Below are 19,026 nucleotides of genomic sequence, written 5' to 3'. Positions count from 1 at the left end.
ATAGCTCTGAAGCTGGTATCTTGAGGTAGTTTGGGTATATATTGGAGTCTACTTATTATGTTGCTCAAGGAATTTATGTATGGATATGGTCTTTGAATACCTGCTAACCCCCCAGATTTTTATTCTGGTTCTGATCATCGTTATATTGCGCTCTTCGATTAAATTCGTGCCCCAGAACCGAGCGTTCATTGTGGAGCGATTTGGCAAGTATCAATCCACCAAAGAAGCGGGTTTGAATTTTATTGTTCCTTTCATTGATAAGGTGGCAGCTAATCGTTCTTTGAAAGAGCAGGCTGTTGATGTGCCCAGCCAGTCGGCAATTACCAAAGACAACATCTCACTTACCGTCGATGGTGTTTTATATTTCCGCGTATTAGATCCTTATAAGGCCACATATGGCGTGGAAGATTACGTATTCGCCGTGACTCAACTTGCGCAAACCACTATGCGTTCCGAATTGGGCAAAATTGAGCTGGATAAAACCTTTGAAGAGCGAGATACCTTGAACGCACGTATAGTGTCGCAAATTAATGAAGCCTCCACACCATGGGGCATTCAGGTGATGCGTTACGAAATTAAAGATATCGTACCGCCCGAGTCGGTAATGAATGCCATGGAAGCGCAGATGAAAGCGGAGCGGATGAAGCGGGCACAGATCCTGGAGTCTGAAGGACAAAGACAGTCAGCTATTAATGTCGCCGAAGGGGAAAAGCGCTCGCAAATTCTGGCGGCAGAAGGTGAGAAAGCCGAGCAGGTGCTGCGCGCAGAAGGTGAGGCCAAGGCTATTATCGCTGTGGCCGATGCTCAGGCAGCTGCTCTGACTACCGTAGGTACCGCAGCCAATACTGACGAAGGCCAAAAAGCGGTGCAACTGGACTTGGCCACTAAAGCTATTGATGCGAAACAAGCCATCGCCAAAGAATCTTCCGTGGTGTTGTTACCAGATAGCAGCTCTGATGCCGCTAGTGTCGTGGCTCAAGCGACAGCCATTATTAACACCCTGAATAAACAATAACGGCTACATTGAACCGGGAGTATTGCTATGGAATATATGCAAACACATATGGCTGAAACCATGATTGTACTGGGTTTGGCTTTACTGGCTATAGAGATAGTCGTATTGGGCTTTGCGACGTTTTTCCTGTTTTTTGTTGGGTTAGGTGCGGTGGCTACGGGCATTCTGTTTTTGTTAGGCGTGCCGGAAACTCTGGTAAATGCGGTACTGGGCACCGCAATTCTCACCGCTATAAGCGCTGCTGTGTTGTGGCGACCCCTGAAAGACATGCAACTAAAAACCGAAACCAAAAAAGCCAAAAGCGATTTAATCGATATGGAGTTTGAATTGTTAGACGATGTCGAGCCGGGTAAAACCACACATTTTCGCTTCTCTGGTATTGATTGGCAGCTTAAATCCACCACCAAGGAGAAGGCGGGTACTCGGGTAAAAGTCACTGATGTCGAAGTGGGCGTTATGCATATTACTGCGGTTGACGAAAACTAAATCAACGCTACAATCCCCGGCCCTGATATGACTGGATGTACCGGAGATAATTTTGATTGGTGAAATTGCTGCATTGAGCACGGCCTTGTGTTGGGCCGTTGCCTCCCGCATGTTTCAAATCTTGGGGAAAAGCTTCTCCCCACTGGCACTGAATTTCTGGAAAGGCCTCGTTGCCGCCATCGTCCTGTTTGCCGTTACCCAGTTTGTCTACCCTGATTTTACCCTTACTTACAACCAGGTCTTTTGGTTATTGTTGAGTGGTGCGATTGGTATTGGTCTGGGCGATACCTTTTTCTTTCAGGCTCTCAATAAAATTGGTGACAGTCAGGCTATTTTAGTGGCTGAAACACTGGCGCCCATCATTACTGCTCTGTTTGCCATGGCCTGGATTGCCGAGTGGCTAACCTGGCAGCAATGGTTAGGAATAGCTGTAGTGATTTTGTCGGTAGACATGGTTATTAAATTGCAGAAAAAACAAAAGGTCGAACACTTTGAAATGACCGGCTATGTCTACGCGGCACTAGCAGCTATTTGTCAGGCTTTTGGGGCCGTGATTAGCCGTGACATACTCACTTCTACCGATATCGACCCGGCCAATGCTAGCCAGATCCGCTTATTAGGCGGTATGGCGATTATTGTAGTGTTAATGTTAATTAAAAAAGACCGCTGGCTACCCAAAACTGAGAATTTAAAACAAACCTGGTTGCTCTTTGCCGGTGCCACTATTATTGGTACATTCGCCGCCTTGTTTTTGCAGATGTTGGCATTTACCCACACCAAAGCGGCTATTGTTCAAACGTTATTTGCGACCAGTGTGATTTTATCCTTAGGTGTAGCGCGTATCATGGGAGAGAAGGTCAGCGGCCGAGTGATGCTCTGGTCATTAGTGGCGCTGGGTGGAGTCGCATTTTTGGTGGCTTTGGAATGATAGAATTCCGTTTCTTGCAATAAAAAGGGTGGGCTTGTTTCATGCGCGCCCTACGTCACAGAGCTGTTTCGTGGCTGTTCAAAAATAAACCTTGCTAATAGCCTGTATTTTCTATAGACTTCGCGCCCTTAAATCAGCCAACTATTTTAGTTCCTTGCCTTCAAGCAGTCCGGCTGTGCTGTACAAGGCCTCAACCGTAAGGAGCAATCATGCGTCATTACGAAATCGTATTTATGGTTCACCCTGATCAGAGTGAACAAGTTCCAGGTATGATCGAGCGTTATACCAATATTTTGACCAACGATGGTGGTCAAATTCACCGTCTGGAAGACTGGGGTCGTCGTCAACTGGCTTACCCAATCGAAAAGCTACACAAAGCACACTACGTGTTGATCAATGCTGAAGCTACTCCAGAAGCCGTTGAAGAGTTAGAAACTGCTTTCCGTTTTAACGATGTTATTCTTCGCAACATGGTTATGCGTACTAAAGCTGCTGTTACTGAGCCATCTCCAATGGCTAAAGAGCAACAGTCAGAAAGTCGCGAAAGACCTGCGCGTCCTGCTCCTGCTGAAAAAGTAGAAGCTAAAGATAACGCCGAAGAAGCATAAGTTAAAATTAAGGAGACTTATTATGTCTAACTATTTCAGACGTCGTAAATTCTGCCGTTTCACTGCTGAAGGCGTGCAGGAAATTGATTACAAAGACATTTCTTTGTTGAAAAACTACATCACTGAAAGTGGTAAAATCGTGCCTAGCCGTATTACAGGTACTAGCGCTAAATATCAGCGTCAGTTATCTTCTGCGATCAAACGCGCACGTTCATTGGCTTTATTGCCTTACACTGACGGCCACAAGTAATTTTTGGCGAAATTAAAGAGGTAGCAAGATGGAAATCATTCTACTAGATAAGATCGCCAATCTGGGCGGTTTAGGTGACACTGTAAACGTAAAATCTGGTTATGCACGTAACTTCCTTTTCCCTAAGGGTAAGGCTGTTCCTGCAACTAAAGTTAACGTTGAAAAATTCGAAGCACGTCGTGCTGAGCTTGAAGCGAAAATCGCTGCTGAGCTTGATGCTGCTAATGCTAAAGCTGAAAAACTGGCTGAGATTGCTGAAGTAACAATCGCTGCTCCTGCTGGCGACGAAGGCAAGCTGTTCGGTTCTGTTGGTACGCGTGACATTGCTGATGCAATCACTGCTGCTGGCCTTGAAGTAGCTAAAGCTGAAGTTAAGTTGCCTACAGGCACAATCCGCGAAACTGGTGAGTTCGAAATCGATATCCAGTTTCACGCTGATGTGACTGCAACTGTTAAATTACAGGTTATCAGAGAAGCTTAATTGCCACTTTGAAGCTTGTTAAAAACCGCTGCCTGGTCAGCGGTTTTTTTATGGGAATAAGAAAGTTACTTTAAACGTCTCTATTTTAAACAGGGACGTTTTTCCCAAGTTGTGTGTTCTGAACTTGAACTTGGCCGCTAATCGGTATTAGCGGCTTTTTTCTTATTTTTCAAAAACTTTTAAAAAATTCAAATTTCCATTTAAACCTTTATCATCTAAGCTGCGTCTTACTCATCAAACAAACCAGATAAAACGAACATTGACGTTGAAAAGCAATATTGTAGATGCTGAGCCAGTGATTATGGAGCAGCGCATGAAAGGTCTAATCGCTTCTGCCCAGCAGGGAGATCGCGCTGCCTATCAGCAAATCTACCAGCAACACATTGGACAAGTGTATGCATTGTGTTATCGCCTAACAGGTGATAGAGACCACGCAGAAGAAGCGGCCCAAGAGGTATTTATTCAGGTTTGGCAAAAACTGGATAACTTTAAAGGGGACAGTAAGTTTTCTACCTGGCTACACAGTGTCACCTCCAATGTCGCCATTTCTTATCTGCGTAAGCAAAAGGGCTGGTTGCAAAAAATGTTCAATCTGGAAGACAGCGCTGTGGCAGATATGCCAAGTGAAGGGTTAACCGGCGAAATTGATTTGGATACCATCATTGTTCGCCTGCCAGAGCGCGCCAGAATCGTGTTTGTATTGCATGCAATTGAAGGTTATCGCCACGAAGAAATTGCACAGAGAATGAATATTGCGGTTGGCTCTAGCAAGGCACAGTTTCACCGAGCCAAGCAATTGATGAAAAATTGGATGGGTTATGAGTAACAAAGATTTTGAGCAAACTTTGCAGGACAAAATACAGTCCTTGCCCACTGAGATGCAGCCGGAAAAGGACTTGTGGCAAGGGATTGACATTGCCTTAACATCTGCAGAAAAGGTGGCTGCAAAAAACGACAATGACGCCACTACTGGGCAAGTTATTAGTTTGTCTCAGTGGTTTCCTGCTAAGCCCATGGCGTTGGCGGCAAGTTTGGTTTTGGTTGCCCTTATCGGTTGGAACGGATTACAGAAAACGCCGAGTAACGAGGTGAGTTCGTCGCTTGTGGCGAGGATGATGCAACAACACGATGAGCAAAAGTCGGTATTATTGGCTTCGATGTCTGAATCACCTGAGTTAACGGATAACTGGCAAGCTCAGTTGCAAGAATTAGAACAGGCTGCCACTGCAATCGAAGCCGCGTTAGAGAATGAACCTAATAACATTACCTTGCTTAAGATGTTACAACAGGTGCATCAGCAGCAGCTTGAATTGATTGAAAGAGTACATGCGCCAGTTTGGCAGCAAATTTAAGGTTTGATAGATTTGTTAAATGACAGATCTCACGTTTTTACCCCTGAGAAGAGAAGGTAGATTATGAAGTACAAATTACTGAGTCCCCTATTGGCACTTGTGATGACGATTTCCTTACCCCTGGTGGCAGGAGAAAAGGTTAATGAAACCTTGCAAGTGAAGAACGATATCGACGTCGAAATCGAGCATGTCAATGGCAATGTCGATATACGAGGTTGGGATAAAGCGGAAGTGAGAGTGAAAGGTGAGCTGGACGAAAAAGCAGAAGAGTTTATCTTTGAAGAGCGTAACGGCCGCATTCTTATCCAGGTGAAGCTCCCCAAAAATCGCGGTGGCAATTGGGGCTCTGGTGGTCGAGGTGATAATCTGGAAATATTCGTACCCATTAAAAGCCATGTTACCTACAGCGGTGTGAATGCCGATGCTGAAATCAGCAAACTTGAGCGTGGACTGGATGCCAATACGGTTAATGGCAATATTGAAGCCGAAGATATTAGTGGCCGTATAGGGTTGCAGTCGGTTAACGGCAAAATCGAAGGGGACAGTTTGACTGGCGATATTGATATGGAAACCGTCAATGGCAAAATCCGTGACCGTAACTCTAGCGGTAAGAAGCTTAGCTTAGGGTCTGTTAATGGCAACATCGAAAGTCGCAGCAATATCAAAGACGTGAGTGTTGAAACAGTTAATGGCGGTATTGAACTACAATTGGCGGAAGTTGATTCATTGCGGATGGATTCAGTAAATGGTGAAATGGATGTGAGCCTGACACTTATGGAGCGCGGTGAAATAGAGGGGGCAACGGTTTCAGGACGTATCTATCTGGAAGTGCAAAAAGAGGTATCAGCGTCTTTTGATATTACGGGCCATGCCGGTGGTAATATCGTCAATCGCATCACAGATGATCGTATGCAAAAAGCCAAATATGGTCCTGGTCGCTGGTTAGAGTTTGCCGTTAATGGTGGCAAAGCGAAAGTGGAGCTGTCCACAGTGAGTGGCCGCATAGTTCTGGATACACACAAGAACTGAGTACTGTAATCTCTATTGCAAAAGCCGACCATTGAGTCGGCTTTTTTCATTGCCATATCGCTTAGAATACTGGTAGCTGAAGACAGAATAAGTGATAATGAGCCCATTCAATCAGGTGATGTAGGTATATTGTGAAAGCGGTCGGTGGACGCGGCGAGTCAGCGCGCGAAAAAGATGCCAAAGTTGAGAAACTCAAAACCCCCCCTCATTCCATAGAGGCGGAACAGTCGGTATTGGGCAGTATGCTTATCGCGCCCGATTCATGGGATCGCGTTGCTGAAATTGTCATCCAGGAAGATTTTTACAACCGCTCTCATCAGATTATCTATGCCGCTATCATCCGTTTGCTGGAAAAATCCAAACCCGTAGATTTGATTACCGTCTCCGAAGACTTAGAGCACCGAGACGAACTGGAAGATGCAGGCGGTTTTGCCTATTTGGCTGAGCTAGCGAAAAACACTCCCAGTGCCGCTAATGTGGTGGCTTATGCCAACATCATCAAAGAACGGGCGATTCGCCGCGAACTTATCGGTGCGGCTAATGATATTGCCGAAACCAGTTACTATCCTGAAGGGTTAGAGTCTTCAGAGATTCTGGATCAGGCGGAAAACAAAGTTTTCCAGATTGCGGAAAAGCGCACCAGCCAAAGCGAAGGTCCGCAAGACGTTAATTCTGTGCTCAAAGCCACTATCGACCGTTTGGATACTCTGAACAAACAAGGAGCAGACATTACCGGTGTGTCTACCGGGTACGCGGACCTGGATAAGATGACCAGTGGCCTGCAGCGCTCTGATTTAATCATTGTGGCTGCACGTCCTTCTATGGGTAAAACTACCTTTGCCATGAACCTGTGTGAAAACGCCATGATGGGCTCGGATAAACCTGTTTTGGTATACAGTCTTGAGATGCCCTCAGAACAGATCATGATGAGGATGTTGGCTTCTCTGAGCCGTGTGGATCAGACCCGAGTTCGTACTGCCCAATTGGAAGATGAAGATTGGGCCAGAATTTCAAATACCGTTAAACAGTTAGATGAAAAGAACAACCTCTTTATCGATGACTCCTCCGGCTTAACACCGATGGAAGTGCGCTCTCGCGCCAGGAAAATCCATCGCGATCACGGTGGTCTTAGCCTGATCATGGTGGACTATTTGCAGTTAATGCGTGCCCCCGCTTTCTCCGATAATCGTACTTTGGAGATTGCCGAGATATCCCGCTCTCTCAAAGCGTTGGCGAAAGAGCTGGAAGTCCCGGTTATCGCACTGTCTCAGCTTAACCGTAGTTTGGAACAAAGAGCCGACAAACGGCCCATCAACTCAGATTTGAGGGAGTCGGGCTCTATCGAGCAGGATGCCGATTTGATCATGTTTATCTATCGTGATGAGGTGTATAACGAGAATTCACCAGATAAGGGCGTCGCTGAAGTTATCATAGGTAAGCAAAGGAACGGTCCTATCGGCTCTGTCAGACTCACATTCCAAGGCAAGTTTTCTCGCTTTGACAATTATACCCCGGTGGTAGCAACTGATTTCCCACAAGAATAAAACACTTTTTTAAACAAGGAAGGTTATGAAATTATTAGTCAGAGCGTTTTTGCTTGTCATCACGGTTGCGGCGATGACTGCTTGTAAAAGTACAGGCATCGAGCAGCAATCTTCAAAAACATTGTTTCTGCAAGAGCGGCTCGGTATCAAAAAGTACAATGCCGGTGAATATCAAGAGTCCTTCGAGCTGTTAAGTGAAACCGCCGCATGGGGTCTTAAAGAGTCTCAATACTTTCTCGCCTTTATGTTTATGAAAGGTCAGCATGTACAACAATCTTCCGTGTTGGGAATGGCTTGGTTAGCTGTCGCCAATGAAGTTAAACGAGATGACTGGCAGCAGCAATACGACACCCTTTACAACGCGGCTCCGGCACAATTGCAGAAACGTATTGATGCGAAAAAAGCGGAATATATCGCTAAGTTTGGCTTAAAGGCGCAAAACATGACTTGTGCAGAGCAGATTCAAACCTACTCGATTAAGCGTAAAGTACGCTGTAGTAAAGGGCCGGGGGTGACTAAACGCTACTCTGTAGAGTTGGCTGAATAACTCTGTTCATTCACCTTGCAGCGTGACTTGAACGTTGCGCTGCCCGCCATGATCTCTATGCTCACCTAAATAAATTCCTTGCCAGGTGCCTAAGGCAAGCCGACCTTTGCTGATGGGGATTGCGAGGCTGACACCGAAAATACTGGATTTAATATGCGCAGGCATATCATCAGGACCTTCGTAGGTGTGTTGGTAATAGGGGGCATTTTCCGGAACAACTTTATTAATATGGGCTTCCATATCACTGCGCACAGTAGGGTCAGCGTTTTCGTTTATGGTTAAACTGGCGCTGGTGTGCTGTAAGAATAAATGGCACAAACCGATATCAATGCTTGATAGTTCGGGCAGGGCGTCAAGGATTTCATCGGTAACTAGATGAAACCCTCTCTTTCGGGCCTTTAAACGGATATTTTTTTGTTGCCACATAGAGCCGCTTGCCGGCTTATTTGTCGAAACAAATTTCGATGTAGGCTTTTCCACCTTCTGCTTTGAAAGGCAAGATCATTTTGTGGCCACTCACTTTATGGTTGATGGTGTGCTCTTTTCCGGACACTACAACAGGTGTCGCCATACCCACATCATAGCCTTTTTTGGCTAGCTCTTTTTTAGCACCGCCTGCCACCATGTTAGTAATTTCACCCACCATATCATTGACTTCATCATCAAGTGAGTCTGGTTTCTCTCCCAACATGCCTTCCATGACTTGTAACGCTAATCCTTCCTCGAAGGTAATCGACATCGAGCCCGCAATATTAGAGCCCACCATACCGATAAGGCCAGATACATCACCTCTGGCTTTAGAGTCGGCTTTTTTTTGAGGCTTTCCGATTTGCAATTCGATTTGAGCCATCGTTTTTAACACATTTACTAAAGAGATGATAAATGGGTTAACGAATTCCGCATTCATTATTTAAAAACTTCCAAAGTTAATTCTATTTTTTCTTTGCTAGTCATTAGCTTAGCAAAGAAATTAAGAGATTTATCGAAAAATATCTAATTGGTCTTTAAGCTGCTTACAACCAAGCATCAGAAGAAGCAAGTTATTGACACTGCGCACACAAGCCATGCGCTTCAATTGTTTGTTTTTTTACTTTAAAGCCAAGGTTGGTGGCTTGTTCTTCAAGTTGCTCTTTGAGACCTGCAGATTGGATTTCCTGCACGCTTCCGCATGATTCACAGATCAAAAACTGCACAGGATGATGACAGTCAAAGTGATGACAGGCGATAAACGTGTTATCAGATTCCACCTTGTGCACCAAGCCCATTTCTAGCAGAAAGTCTAAAGAGCGGTAAACGGTGGCAGGTTTTGCTGAATCCTCAGTGGTTTTCAGTTGATCCAATAAGTCATAAGCACCCACAGCGCCCTGTCTTTGCAGCATCAACGCGTACACCTTTTCTCTTAGTGACGTAAATCGTACACCTTTGGCTTCGCAATAGGCCTTTGCTTTATCTAAAATAGCTTCCTGACTCATAGCACTTCAAAAATACAACAAACGGGGAGATTGTACCACAATGTTTAGCTGCATGAGGAAGTCTTGTTGTATTTTTATTTTTTATCACCTGAAATACGAAGAAAGTGGTAAAAGATATCTAAAATAAGTGACTTTGATAACCAAAATAGAGTCCATACAGCAATTAACATGAATTATTGCTCAGCAAAGCTGAATTAATTTCATCACACTATATACTATGCCTAAATGGCAAAAAATTTTTGAACACATATATCTGGAGCAAATTGCATATGGAGCGCCTCTTTAAACATTCACTCGTTCTGACCAGCTTGTTATCCCTTGGTTTGTATACGACACAAACAAGCGCTGTTGAGTCTTGTTTTGATACCGATATTCAGTGCTCTCCACAATTGGGGTGGTACATTGGTGGCGAATTTGGGAAAAGCGTAAGCGATTTCGACAACGAACGCTTTTTGAGTACTGCCGATGCCGCAGGATTGCAGATTAATTCCTTTAGTTTCGACGATTCAGATTTGTCCCATGGCTTGCTATTTGGTTACCAGGTTAACCCAAATTTTGCGCTGGAACTTGGCTATCGAGACTTAGGGGAGTATACGTCTTCCTTTACTGGCTTCACTACTGATACGGCGGAGTTTTTACGAGATGCCACTGCACAGGTGCCAGAGTCGGGAGAGGGCTTGACTGCGGGTATCGTGCTTTCTTTACCTTTTGACATAATGAAACTTTCAGCCAAAGTGGGATTCTGGGAGTGGGATAACGACGTAGATTCGACGCCATTTTCTTCTGTTGCGTCTGACTCAGGTTCTGATATGTACTATGGGGCAGAAGTGAGCTATCAGGTCACCGAAAAAATGCAAGCTTACCTGTCTGCCGTTCGATATGAATTTGATCGCGACAAATCAGACAACGTGACCTTGGGCCTGCGTTATTTCTTTGATACCAATAATCCGAAGAAAACCACTAAACCAGCGGCCAGACCAGCCCCTAAGCCTGCGCCGGCACCAGTAAAAATGGCGGAGGCTGGTCCTGTCGATAGCGATAGAGATGGCGTCTATGATGACAAAGACGCATGTCCGGGTACGCCTGGCAATCACGCTGTAGACAGCAAAGGTTGTACAGTGTACGAAGCGGTGGACTACCAGCATCAACTTATCATTTATTATGCGAATAACAGTGATGTCATCACTTCAGAGTACAATCGCAAGATCGAGGAGTTAGTTGAGTTTGCGCGGGGAAATGACATTAAATATTTGCAAATTGTTGGTCATACTTCGGCGCCTGGAACCGATGAATACAACATGGACTTATCTAAGCGCCGTGCAGAGTCTCTTAAGAAGATCCTCGTGGATAAATATGGCTTCGCTGCAAACCAGATAGAAACAATTGGCAAGGGGGAAACCGAACTCGCTGTGCAAGGTAATGGTGAGTCTGTCCACAGTAAAAATCGTCGCATCGTAGTGAACTTATCCGCGACGGGTAAAAACCCCAAAAAGAGATAAGCAGTTAAGCTTTACGCAATGTAAAAACTTAACCAAAGGCCGCAAAATTGCGGCCTTTTTGCTTTTTTGAAATAGCTGGAAACATTCAAAATCCCCAGATTTGTGCCAGAATGATAAAGTAATCACATTAAGGATAATCAGAATCTCAATATGAAAACCAGCCTGTTAACCGCGTTTCTATTAGTACAGCTTGCAGCACTGCCAATTTTCGCTGCAACTTATGAAAAACAAAAACCTCCTCGCAAGTTGACCAGCGAACAAGCGGAGCGTGCCGCCCAAAATTACCAAAAATATTGCAGTTTGTGTCATGGAAAAGACAGAGAGGGGCATGCCAACGACCACGCACCCTCCTTACGCAGTAAGAGTTTGATGGAGTCTGGTATTCCTCACGGTGTACTGAGGCCATTAAATTACGGTAGAGAAGGTACCGCAATGGCAGGTTATCTCGATGAAGTGGGGGGGCCGTTAACACTGGACGAAGCTTGGGATTTAACCTATTGGCTATTTTGGGAGTCGGGTGCTGAACGCATTAAACTCAGCGAGGATAAGGTTTCCGGTGATGTCAAAGTGGGTGAGCGGATTTATCAGCGGCAGTGCGCTTCTTGCCACGGTAAAAATGGCGAGGGCATTACGGCACCAGCCTTGGGTAATCAGTCCTTTTTGGCTCACAATAAAGATGAGTTCATCCGTTACGCAATTGAGCAGGGGCGACAAGGCACACCAATGCCAGCATTTGGGGATTTGCTATCAGATCGCGAAATAGACGATGTAACGGCGTTTATCAGAAGTAAAGCCAGTGGATGGACTCAGGAAAAAATGCCTCTCAGGCCCATTCCAACTCCAGACCAGTATGTGCTTAATAAAGATAGCGACAATCCCGAATGGGACCTTAAAGATGGCCAATTCATAGACTCTGAACAGCTTTATCAAGCCATTCAGAGCAAAGCTAAGATGGTGATACTAGATACAAGGGTACCCTCTGTATGGCAGAGAGCACATATTGAAGGCTCTATTCCGTTTCCGTACTACACTAATCTCACAGATAAAGTAAAAGATTTGCCAAGGGATGCCCAAATTGTAGCTTACTGTTCATGTCCTAGAGCTGCATCTGTTTACCTCGTTGATCAACTGAAGGATATGGGCTTTGATAATACCGCTGTGCTATACGAGGGCATTTTTGGTTGGATGCATAAAGGCTATCCAGTGACCCGCTCTGATTAATGCTACTGCGCTCAGATACACGCTAGCTGTTTCAAAGGCTCGATATTTGTCGAGCCTTTTCTTTTTGTTAGTAATAAGACCCGGTCAGGATCTTTTGCGTACGCCTGTCCATTTGTTGTACACTTCGCGCCCATTTTTAAACTGGATATGAATTGTCATGGCACCAACCGATATTAATATTGCGCGCAAGTTCTCCGTTGCCCCCATGCTGGATTGGACAGACCGTCATTGCCGCTATTTTTATCGCTTGATGAGTAAAAACGTTCTGCTGTACACCGAAATGGTGACTACCGGGGCGATCATATTTGGCAAAGGCGATTATCTAGGCTTCAACCAAGAAGAACATCCGGTTGCACTGCAACTGGGCGGCTCGAATGCTGAGGACATGGCACGCTGCGCTGAACAAGCGCAAACGCTGGGATACGATGAAGTTAACATCAATGTAGGTTGTCCTTCAGATCGGGTCAAAAACGGCAGTTTTGGCGCCTGTTTAATGGCAGAGCCAGATGTTGTTGCTGCCAGTGTGCAACAGATGCAAAAAGCGGTTGATATTCCGGTAACGGTTAAATCCCGTATTGGCATCGATGATATGGATGAATATGAGGACCTGACCAGGTTTATCAAAACCGTTGCTGACGCTGGTTGTAAGCATTTTATCGTGCATGCCCGAAAAGCCTGGTTGCAAGGACTGAGTCCGAAAGAAAACAGAGAAATCCCACCACTTAAATACGAGCGTGTTTATCAGCTAAAACAAGAGTTTCCGCAGCTGCATATCAGCATCAATGGCGGCATCAAAACCCTTGAAGATGTCCACACCCACCTCGGCTACACTGATGGTGTGATGATGGGCCGCGAAGTCTACAGTAACCCGTGGATATTAACTCAGGTAGAAGCGGAACTGTTTAATCTGAAAACATCCTTTAGCCGGGAAGATATTGTTGCACTGATGATACCCTATGTTGAACGACACATTGCTGGTGGTGGCAGAGCCTGGCACGTCATCAGACACATGCTAGGGTTATATCAGGGCGAGCCCGCCTCTCGGGTCTGGCGACGCTATTTGAGTGAGAATGCTATTAAACCCGGTACTCAGGCCAGCGTGCTCAATGAGGCAGTTGATGCCATGATGACCACCCGCGCCAGGTTAAAATCTAAAGAAGAGTATTTGACCTGAATCTCAGCCCAAGAGCTTATCGTTCTTGGTAGCTATCCATCCCAAGTACTTTATGTTTAAGAGCTAAATAGTTCGGACTTTGCCATTGTGGAAGCTGGCTTTCCCTGATATCAAAACCATAAGCCGATGGGCTTGTCAGAATAATGGGCGGAGCCTGAATACGCTTAAACACACTTTTGCGAATTGCTTCGTAAAACCATTCCAGATCCGTGATAAAAGTTTCAGGATCTTCCAGCCCCCAACGCTGTAACAGGGCTTCTGAGATGTTCAATTGTTTTGCCAGGGTACCTTTCAGATACCAGTTCATCACATCTTCAGCGATAACTTTCTTAAATGATGTTGCAGCTTCCAGAAGAGCGCAGTGATAGCCAAATTTCATAGGGTCGATTTGCGCGTCACGCAATTCAGCACTGGGGGCAATGTCGTCGCTACCAAAACGGAAAAGTTCATCAGGTAGCATGCTTTCCGGTAGTACTTCCTCCTTGAAAATTTCGCTATTTAAAAAACGTACCATGGCAAATACTTCGGCTTTAGTCAGATCGCCTATCGGAGCGATAACACCGCCGACATCCCCATACAAAGTGGCGTAACCCAGTGCTATTTCCACCTTATTGCCATTATTGGTAAACATGCGTCCATAGCGACCTGCAATATTGGACAGGATGCTGGTGCCTCTGATTTTGGCCTGAATGTTTTCATCGGAAAGTTTGCGCATCCACTGCGGTGAGGGGCAGCTTTCGTCTAATTGCTCAAACACTGCCATCTGCTCTTGCACCAGGGACTCAATGGGCACAACCAAGTGTTTTACGCCCAATTTCTCGCTGATGAATGCGGCAGCATTTTTGGTTTTTTCCGAGTTGTACTGGCTTGGCATGTTCACTGTCCAGACACTATCTGCACCAAATGCCTGTTTTAATAAGGCGGCTACAAGCGCACTATCAACGCCACCACTTAACCCAATCACAAACTTAGGAGGCTCTTGCCAGCCCAATAATTCCGGGATATGGCGAAGACCAGTCACAATAGCATGATACTTTTGTGCAATTCGGTTACTGCTTTCACGTTGAGCTGTAACCTTGTCAATTTTCTGGTGATCAAGTACTAGCAGGTCCTCTTGAAAAGGTTTAGTACTCTCCAGGACAAGCTCTCCGTTGCGATTGTAGGCAGAGCTGTCACCGTCAAATGTAACGATATTCTTGCCGTTGTTTTGCGCGCCAACGTTATTAGCATAATAAAAAGGTACAAAAGACAAATCTGCTTGCTCTATTTCTGCTTTGAGAAACTTAATACGGCGGTCGCGCGCATCGTTCTTGTGGAATGTCCAGGGAGATGCGGAGATATTCACCAGCAAGTCAGCACCATTTTGAATTAGATATTTGGATATGTTGATACTTTCCCCCTGAATGCGGTAATCCTTACACCAGAGGTCTTCGCATACCTGAACGCCTAACTTTGTAGGGCCATCATAGGTATTTATCAAAAATGGTTGAGCTAATGTTGCAATCGGAATGGAAAAGTCTTGCGCCACATCGGCAAGGGAAAAGAAATAGCGTTGATCATCAAAAAAGCGATAGTTTGGCAGCAGAGTTTTAGGGTGAACTCCGTCAGGCAACAGAAAGTCGGCACTTTCCGAGCGCTGCGCATAATTGCCATCATGCATTACATAAGCGGCATTATATAGTCGCGTGCGCCCATCTTTATTGGGATGAAACCCGCCTGATTCTGTTGCCGGGACTTCATAAATGTTACCAAAAACTAAAGTCAGCCCCTTGCTTGCTTCTAACAATGGTTCATTTAGTTGCATAAGGTCGCGACAAAATTGCCGGTTTAACCATTGGTCACTCAACAGATAGCCACTCAAACACAGTTCTGGAAACACCACAATTTCAGCATCTTGCTGTCGGGCGCTTGCTATCATGTTAAGCATCGTTTCGAGATTTTGTTCAGGGTTCATGGGAACCACTTGCATTTGTGCTAAGGCTATTTTCATCGGAGCATCAGTCAAGTTTTACTGCCAATATTGTCAGGTGATGCCAAGGTTTTGTAAAGAAATTCTCATGAGTTGGCGAATTTAACCAAATTCCTGGTTAATTTTCCCAATGTTTAATTGGACAAAACACAGGCGGGATGCGACCTAAATAATTTCAAAAAATAAAAACCATATAAATCAATAAGATAGTAAATAATTCAAATCTGGCACAACTATCGCTAAAACCTTTGCGTCGTTTATAACGACATAAAGGGTTAACAGGGTTTAGTAATCAATCAGGAGTTCAGATCATGTCGGGTAAGCTTAAAAATGTTTTATTTGTTATCGCGGGTGTCACCTTAGCAGGTGCTGCAACTGCGCATGAAGTGTCGTTAAATGATGTAACGGACTATTACGTCCAGGAAGCATCAAGCAAAACCAGCGTTGAATTGCAAAACGCTGCCTATGCAGATGTATTAAACACCGCGCACAAAGTTGAGTTGCAAGATAGTGGTATAGAGACGCGGGTACTTATCAGCGCGACTCAAAATCAGTCTGATGAAGAAATAGCCGCTTCTGAATAAGTTGTTTATTATGATTTCTTCATTCAGCCTGCTGGCCATTTTGTTGGCACCCGTACTCACATTTGGGTTAAGCGCTTTTCTGGTGAGTCTGTTGCACAAGATGCAACTGGAAAAGCATCAAGGGTCTTTTTAAAGAGAATAATCGGCAGATTATTCTCTTTTCTCATTTGCCTCACATTCGATTTCTCATTTCATCTTTGTTGTTATTCGCAGCCTCGCAAACCTTAATGATGGCTCTAACAAACTTTCTACATTTTATAATACAAGTGCTTTCATTCTTTACCTGATATGTGCGGATTGCAAACGTTGTCGATGCAGGGCATTAATGCGCAATGAAAAACAGGGTTGGCTAAATTCACACATAATTAACCAATATCACCACTTTTTTGTTTTGGGATTATGGTCTTCCAAAAATAAATATAAGGCACTCATAAAAAAGCCTTTAATATCAATGGGATGCTGAGTTTTAAATGTTGGCACGCTGATTGTAATCAATGGAGTAACTTATGTGAAAAACAGTTAAAGACCAAGGAGACCTGCTATGGGTGTATTTTCAAGAATGTCCGATATCCTGCAATCAAACATCAATTCTGCACTGGATAAAGCCGAAGATCCGGAAAAGTTATTGTCACTGATTATCTCTGAAATGGAAGAAAACCTGGTGGAGATCCGAGCTATTGCTGCCAAGCATCTTGCTGAACAGAAAACCATTCAACGCAAATTAAGAGCGCTGAACAAAACTTCTGCAGATTGGGAAGAAAAAGCGCAGAAAGCCATCAGTAAAGAGCGCGATGATCTGGCCAGAGCGGCGCTTGTAGAAAAGCAAAAAGTCGATGCAGAGATTGAACACATCAATGGTGCCAACGAGCAAGTAACTGAAAATCTGGAAAAAATCCAAGAAGATTGCTCAAGACTGGTAGCCAAACTGGCCGAGGCCAAAGCTAAACGCAAAACTATGCAAACACGATTTGAGCATGCCAAAACCCGCCTTGAAGTGAAGAAGCAAGTGGAAACTTACAATATAGATCAGGTTTTGGGGCGCTTCGAAAGCTATGAAACCAAAATTGATGAGTTGGAAGCCAAGGTTGATGCTTATGAATTCACCTCTGCGGCGAAATCTCTAAATGACGAATTTGCGCAAATGGAAGCTGAAGAAAAAATTGAGGCTGAATTAGAAGCGTTGAAGAAAAAAGTTGCGTAATTCCAGGCAAAAAAGCAGTCATTAATAATACCGGAGAACAAACATGAAAGAGATGTACGATACCAACCGCATATACAAAAGCAGTATTAACAAAAAAGTAATGGGTGTTTGTGCAGGCATCGCGCGCCATTATGGCATCGAGGCGTGGATGGTCAGATTGGCAACCGTGCTCGCTTTTCTTGCGTTCCCGGTGCCTATTGCTGTGGCATATCTGGTTGCCGTTGTTTTATTACCATCAAGATAAAACTAATTTCCGATAGAAGAGGGTGTCATGAAAACCTTGTTGATTGCAGTATTTTTACTGGTGGGGTTAACGTTATTGTGTGACGAACCTTCCTTCGGATGGTACGCAGTTCACCTCGATGGTTTGCAGATGTTTGAGCCTTTTTGGGAAGGTCTAATCTTTTTCATCATTGCAGGTGCATTGCTGTTATTTGGTTTGTTTTTGGCGGTCAGCTTGTTTGGTGCCTTGCTATTGGGCTTCGGAGCCGTGATATTCAGTGTTTTATTTATTGGATTGCACATGCTCTGGCCCATCTTGTTTTTATTACTTGTTATTTATTTAGTTGCAGGCGGGGGCAAACAAACGGCATCATAGTTTGCTATTATTGCCGTAAACCTATTAGTGGATGACAAAACCAGGAGTTAATGGATATGGAAAAAGCATTAGACAAACGTTGGATAATTGCATCAGTCAGTATTGTTTTTGTGCTCATTGTTTTTCTGGTTTTCTACTGGAGCGCTGAACCAGACGTTTTTGACGTCAGGCAACAAACTAGCCAGCCTCCTGTTACCGGGGTGACGCTTACCCGCACTTTACACACCGTAGGTTCCACGCTGTTAGACAAGCCCGGTGGCTATCTGTCAAACGACGTCATTCCGCCTTCTGTCTTTATGGATGATATGCCTGCTTGGGAATTCGGTGCACTGGAAATGGTGCGTGATCTGGCGTTGGCAATGCGCAAGGATTTCAGCCGTTCTCAATCTCAGTCTATTGAAAACCCAGCGTTGGTAATCGCACAACCGGCACTAAATATCAATCACCGAGGTTGGATTTTACCTTCCGCTGAATCTCAATATCGAAAAGGACTAGATGCCATTGATGATTATCTGGTGGATTTGCAAGATCCAAGACAGGGAGAAGCACAATTTTATGCGAGAGCAGACAACTTGCGCGAATGGCTTAAGCAAGTGGAAAAACGATTAGGTAGTTTGTCTCAAAGACTCAGCGCCAGTGTTGGACAGGAGAGAATTAACACTGACCTGGCGGGCGATCCCAACGCAAGACAGTCGACACCATCTGCGCATAATTTGATGGTTAAAACCAGTTGGTGGCAATTAGATAACAATTTCTATGAGGCCCGCGGTGCTAGTTGGGCATTACTTCACTTCCTTAAAGCCGTGGAAATTGATTTTGCCGACGTGTTAGAGAAGAAAAATGCACGGGTTAGCCTACAACAAATCATTCGGGAGCTCGAAGCGACTCAACAAACCGTTTGGAGTCCTATGATATTAAATGGCAGTGGATTTGGTGTTCTTGCTAATCATTCGCTTGTTATGGCTAACTATATCTCCAGGGCAAATGCCGCAATTATTGATTTATCTGAGTTACTCACTCAGGGTTAAAGAGAAGCATGGAGTGTCATGATGGCACTCCTTTCTTTTT

The 19,026-nt window shown here is 44.7% G+C and carries 24 protein-coding genes; 20 read left to right on the top strand and 4 right to left on the bottom strand.

The window, feature by feature from the left end; genetic code table 11:
* Positions 1-79: 79 nt before the first annotated feature.
* From ACXAGP_RS21815 to ACXAGP_RS21765, 11 genes are all read left to right on the top strand, one after another.
* Positions 80-1,015, top strand: coding sequence for an SPFH domain-containing protein (locus tag ACXAGP_RS21815; RefSeq protein ID WP_475263907.1), 936 nt, complete (start codon positions 80-82; stop codon positions 1,013-1,015).
* Between the two features lie 27 nt (positions 1,016-1,042).
* Positions 1,043-1,501: an NfeD family protein gene (locus ACXAGP_RS21810; RefSeq protein WP_475263906.1), complete on the top strand. Its 459-nt coding sequence runs from the start codon at positions 1,043-1,045 to the stop codon at positions 1,499-1,501.
* Positions 1,502-1,553: 52 nt separating this feature from the next.
* Positions 1,554-2,429, top strand: a complete 876-nt coding sequence (locus ACXAGP_RS21805; RefSeq protein ID WP_475263905.1) for a DMT family transporter — start codon at positions 1,554-1,556, stop codon at positions 2,427-2,429.
* Between the two features lie 209 nt (positions 2,430-2,638).
* Entirely contained in the window at positions 2,639-3,037 is a 399-nt protein-coding gene (gene rpsF / locus ACXAGP_RS21800; RefSeq protein WP_338294063.1) for a 30S ribosomal protein S6, read from the top strand.
* Positions 3,038-3,059: 22 nt separating this feature from the next.
* Complete coding sequence (gene rpsR, locus ACXAGP_RS21795; protein ID WP_229531161.1) at positions 3,060-3,287, top strand: 30S ribosomal protein S18; 228 nt, start codon at positions 3,060-3,062, stop codon at positions 3,285-3,287.
* A gap of 28 nt (positions 3,288-3,315) precedes the next feature.
* Complete coding sequence (gene rplI / locus ACXAGP_RS21790) at positions 3,316-3,768, top strand: 50S ribosomal protein L9 (protein ID WP_338294062.1); 453 nt, start codon at positions 3,316-3,318, stop codon at positions 3,766-3,768.
* Between the two features lie 259 nt (positions 3,769-4,027).
* Positions 4,028-4,594, top strand: coding sequence for an RNA polymerase sigma factor (locus tag ACXAGP_RS21785; RefSeq protein ID WP_475263904.1), 567 nt, complete (start codon positions 4,028-4,030; stop codon positions 4,592-4,594).
* Positions 4,587-5,120, top strand: a complete 534-nt coding sequence (locus ACXAGP_RS21780) for a hypothetical protein (RefSeq protein WP_475263902.1) — start codon at positions 4,587-4,589, stop codon at positions 5,118-5,120. The genes ACXAGP_RS21785 and ACXAGP_RS21780 overlap by 8 nt, the downstream gene beginning before the upstream one ends.
* 63 nt (positions 5,121-5,183) lie before the next feature.
* Positions 5,184-6,149, top strand: coding sequence for a DUF4097 family beta strand repeat-containing protein (locus ACXAGP_RS21775; protein ID WP_475263901.1), 966 nt, complete (start codon positions 5,184-5,186; stop codon positions 6,147-6,149).
* Between the two features lie 131 nt (positions 6,150-6,280).
* Complete coding sequence (gene dnaB / locus ACXAGP_RS21770) at positions 6,281-7,693, top strand: replicative DNA helicase (RefSeq protein ID WP_338294059.1); 1,413 nt, start codon at positions 6,281-6,283, stop codon at positions 7,691-7,693.
* 25 nt (positions 7,694-7,718) lie between these two features.
* Complete coding sequence (locus tag ACXAGP_RS21765) at positions 7,719-8,240, top strand: SEL1-like repeat protein (RefSeq protein WP_475263899.1); 522 nt, start codon at positions 7,719-7,721, stop codon at positions 8,238-8,240.
* 6 nt (positions 8,241-8,246) lie between these two features.
* Here ACXAGP_RS21765 and ACXAGP_RS21760 read toward each other — a convergent pair whose 3' ends face one another.
* From ACXAGP_RS21760 to ACXAGP_RS21750, 3 genes are all read right to left on the bottom strand, one after another.
* Positions 8,247-8,666 carry a secondary thiamine-phosphate synthase enzyme YjbQ gene (locus ACXAGP_RS21760; protein WP_475263897.1) on the bottom strand — a complete coding sequence of 140 codons (420 nt, stop codon included), beginning with the start codon at positions 8,664-8,666 and terminating at the stop codon, positions 8,247-8,249.
* A 16-nt stretch (positions 8,667-8,682) separates the two neighbouring features.
* Complete coding sequence (locus tag ACXAGP_RS21755) at positions 8,683-9,147, bottom strand: chemotaxis protein CheX (RefSeq protein ID WP_475263896.1); 465 nt, start codon at positions 9,145-9,147, stop codon at positions 8,683-8,685.
* 133 nt (positions 9,148-9,280) lie between these two features.
* The gene (locus ACXAGP_RS21750) at positions 9,281-9,712 is read right to left on the bottom strand and encodes a transcriptional repressor (protein WP_475263894.1); all 432 of its coding nucleotides are present in this window, start codon (positions 9,710-9,712) and stop codon (positions 9,281-9,283) included.
* A gap of 269 nt (positions 9,713-9,981) precedes the next feature.
* On the opposite strand from ACXAGP_RS21750, the gene ACXAGP_RS21745 reads away from it, so the two are divergent.
* From ACXAGP_RS21745 to dusA, 3 genes are all read left to right on the top strand, one after another.
* Entirely contained in the window at positions 9,982-11,211 is a 1,230-nt protein-coding gene (locus ACXAGP_RS21745) for an OmpA family protein (protein ID WP_475263893.1), read from the top strand.
* Positions 11,212-11,361: 150 nt separating this feature from the next.
* Positions 11,362-12,432: a c-type cytochrome gene (locus tag ACXAGP_RS21740; protein ID WP_475263891.1), complete on the top strand. Its 1,071-nt coding sequence runs from the start codon at positions 11,362-11,364 to the stop codon at positions 12,430-12,432.
* Positions 12,433-12,589: 157 nt separating this feature from the next.
* Positions 12,590-13,606, top strand: coding sequence for a tRNA dihydrouridine(20/20a) synthase DusA (dusA, locus tag ACXAGP_RS21735; RefSeq protein ID WP_475263890.1), 1,017 nt, complete (start codon positions 12,590-12,592; stop codon positions 13,604-13,606).
* Between the two features lie 16 nt (positions 13,607-13,622).
* Here dusA and nadE read toward each other — a convergent pair whose 3' ends face one another.
* Positions 13,623-15,596, bottom strand: a complete 1,974-nt coding sequence (gene nadE, locus ACXAGP_RS21730; RefSeq protein ID WP_475263889.1) for an NAD(+) synthase — start codon at positions 15,594-15,596, stop codon at positions 13,623-13,625.
* A gap of 290 nt (positions 15,597-15,886) precedes the next feature.
* On the opposite strand from nadE, the gene ACXAGP_RS21725 reads away from it, so the two are divergent.
* From ACXAGP_RS21725 to ACXAGP_RS21700, 6 genes are all read left to right on the top strand, one after another.
* Positions 15,887-16,159: a hypothetical protein gene (locus tag ACXAGP_RS21725; RefSeq protein ID WP_475263888.1), complete on the top strand. Its 273-nt coding sequence runs from the start codon at positions 15,887-15,889 to the stop codon at positions 16,157-16,159.
* A 10-nt stretch (positions 16,160-16,169) separates the two neighbouring features.
* Positions 16,170-16,292 carry a hypothetical protein gene (locus ACXAGP_RS21720; protein ID WP_475263886.1) on the top strand — a complete coding sequence of 41 codons (123 nt, stop codon included), beginning with the start codon at positions 16,170-16,172 and terminating at the stop codon, positions 16,290-16,292.
* 408 nt (positions 16,293-16,700) lie between these two features.
* The gene (gene pspA, locus ACXAGP_RS21715; protein WP_475263884.1) at positions 16,701-17,360 is read left to right on the top strand and encodes a phage shock protein PspA; all 660 of its coding nucleotides are present in this window, start codon (positions 16,701-16,703) and stop codon (positions 17,358-17,360) included.
* Between the two features lie 43 nt (positions 17,361-17,403).
* Positions 17,404-17,604: a PspC domain-containing protein gene (locus tag ACXAGP_RS21710; protein ID WP_475263883.1), complete on the top strand. Its 201-nt coding sequence runs from the start codon at positions 17,404-17,406 to the stop codon at positions 17,602-17,604.
* Between the two features lie 27 nt (positions 17,605-17,631).
* Entirely contained in the window at positions 17,632-17,958 is a 327-nt protein-coding gene (locus tag ACXAGP_RS21705; protein WP_475263882.1) for a hypothetical protein, read from the top strand.
* A gap of 56 nt (positions 17,959-18,014) precedes the next feature.
* Positions 18,015-18,986, top strand: a complete 972-nt coding sequence (locus ACXAGP_RS21700) for a DUF2333 family protein (RefSeq protein ID WP_475263881.1) — start codon at positions 18,015-18,017, stop codon at positions 18,984-18,986.
* Positions 18,987-19,026: the final 40 nt, after the last annotated feature.

It is taken from the genome of Planctobacterium sp. AWM4_229 (assembly GCF_056160305.1).
This window is presented reverse-complemented; position numbering and strand designations above follow the sequence as displayed.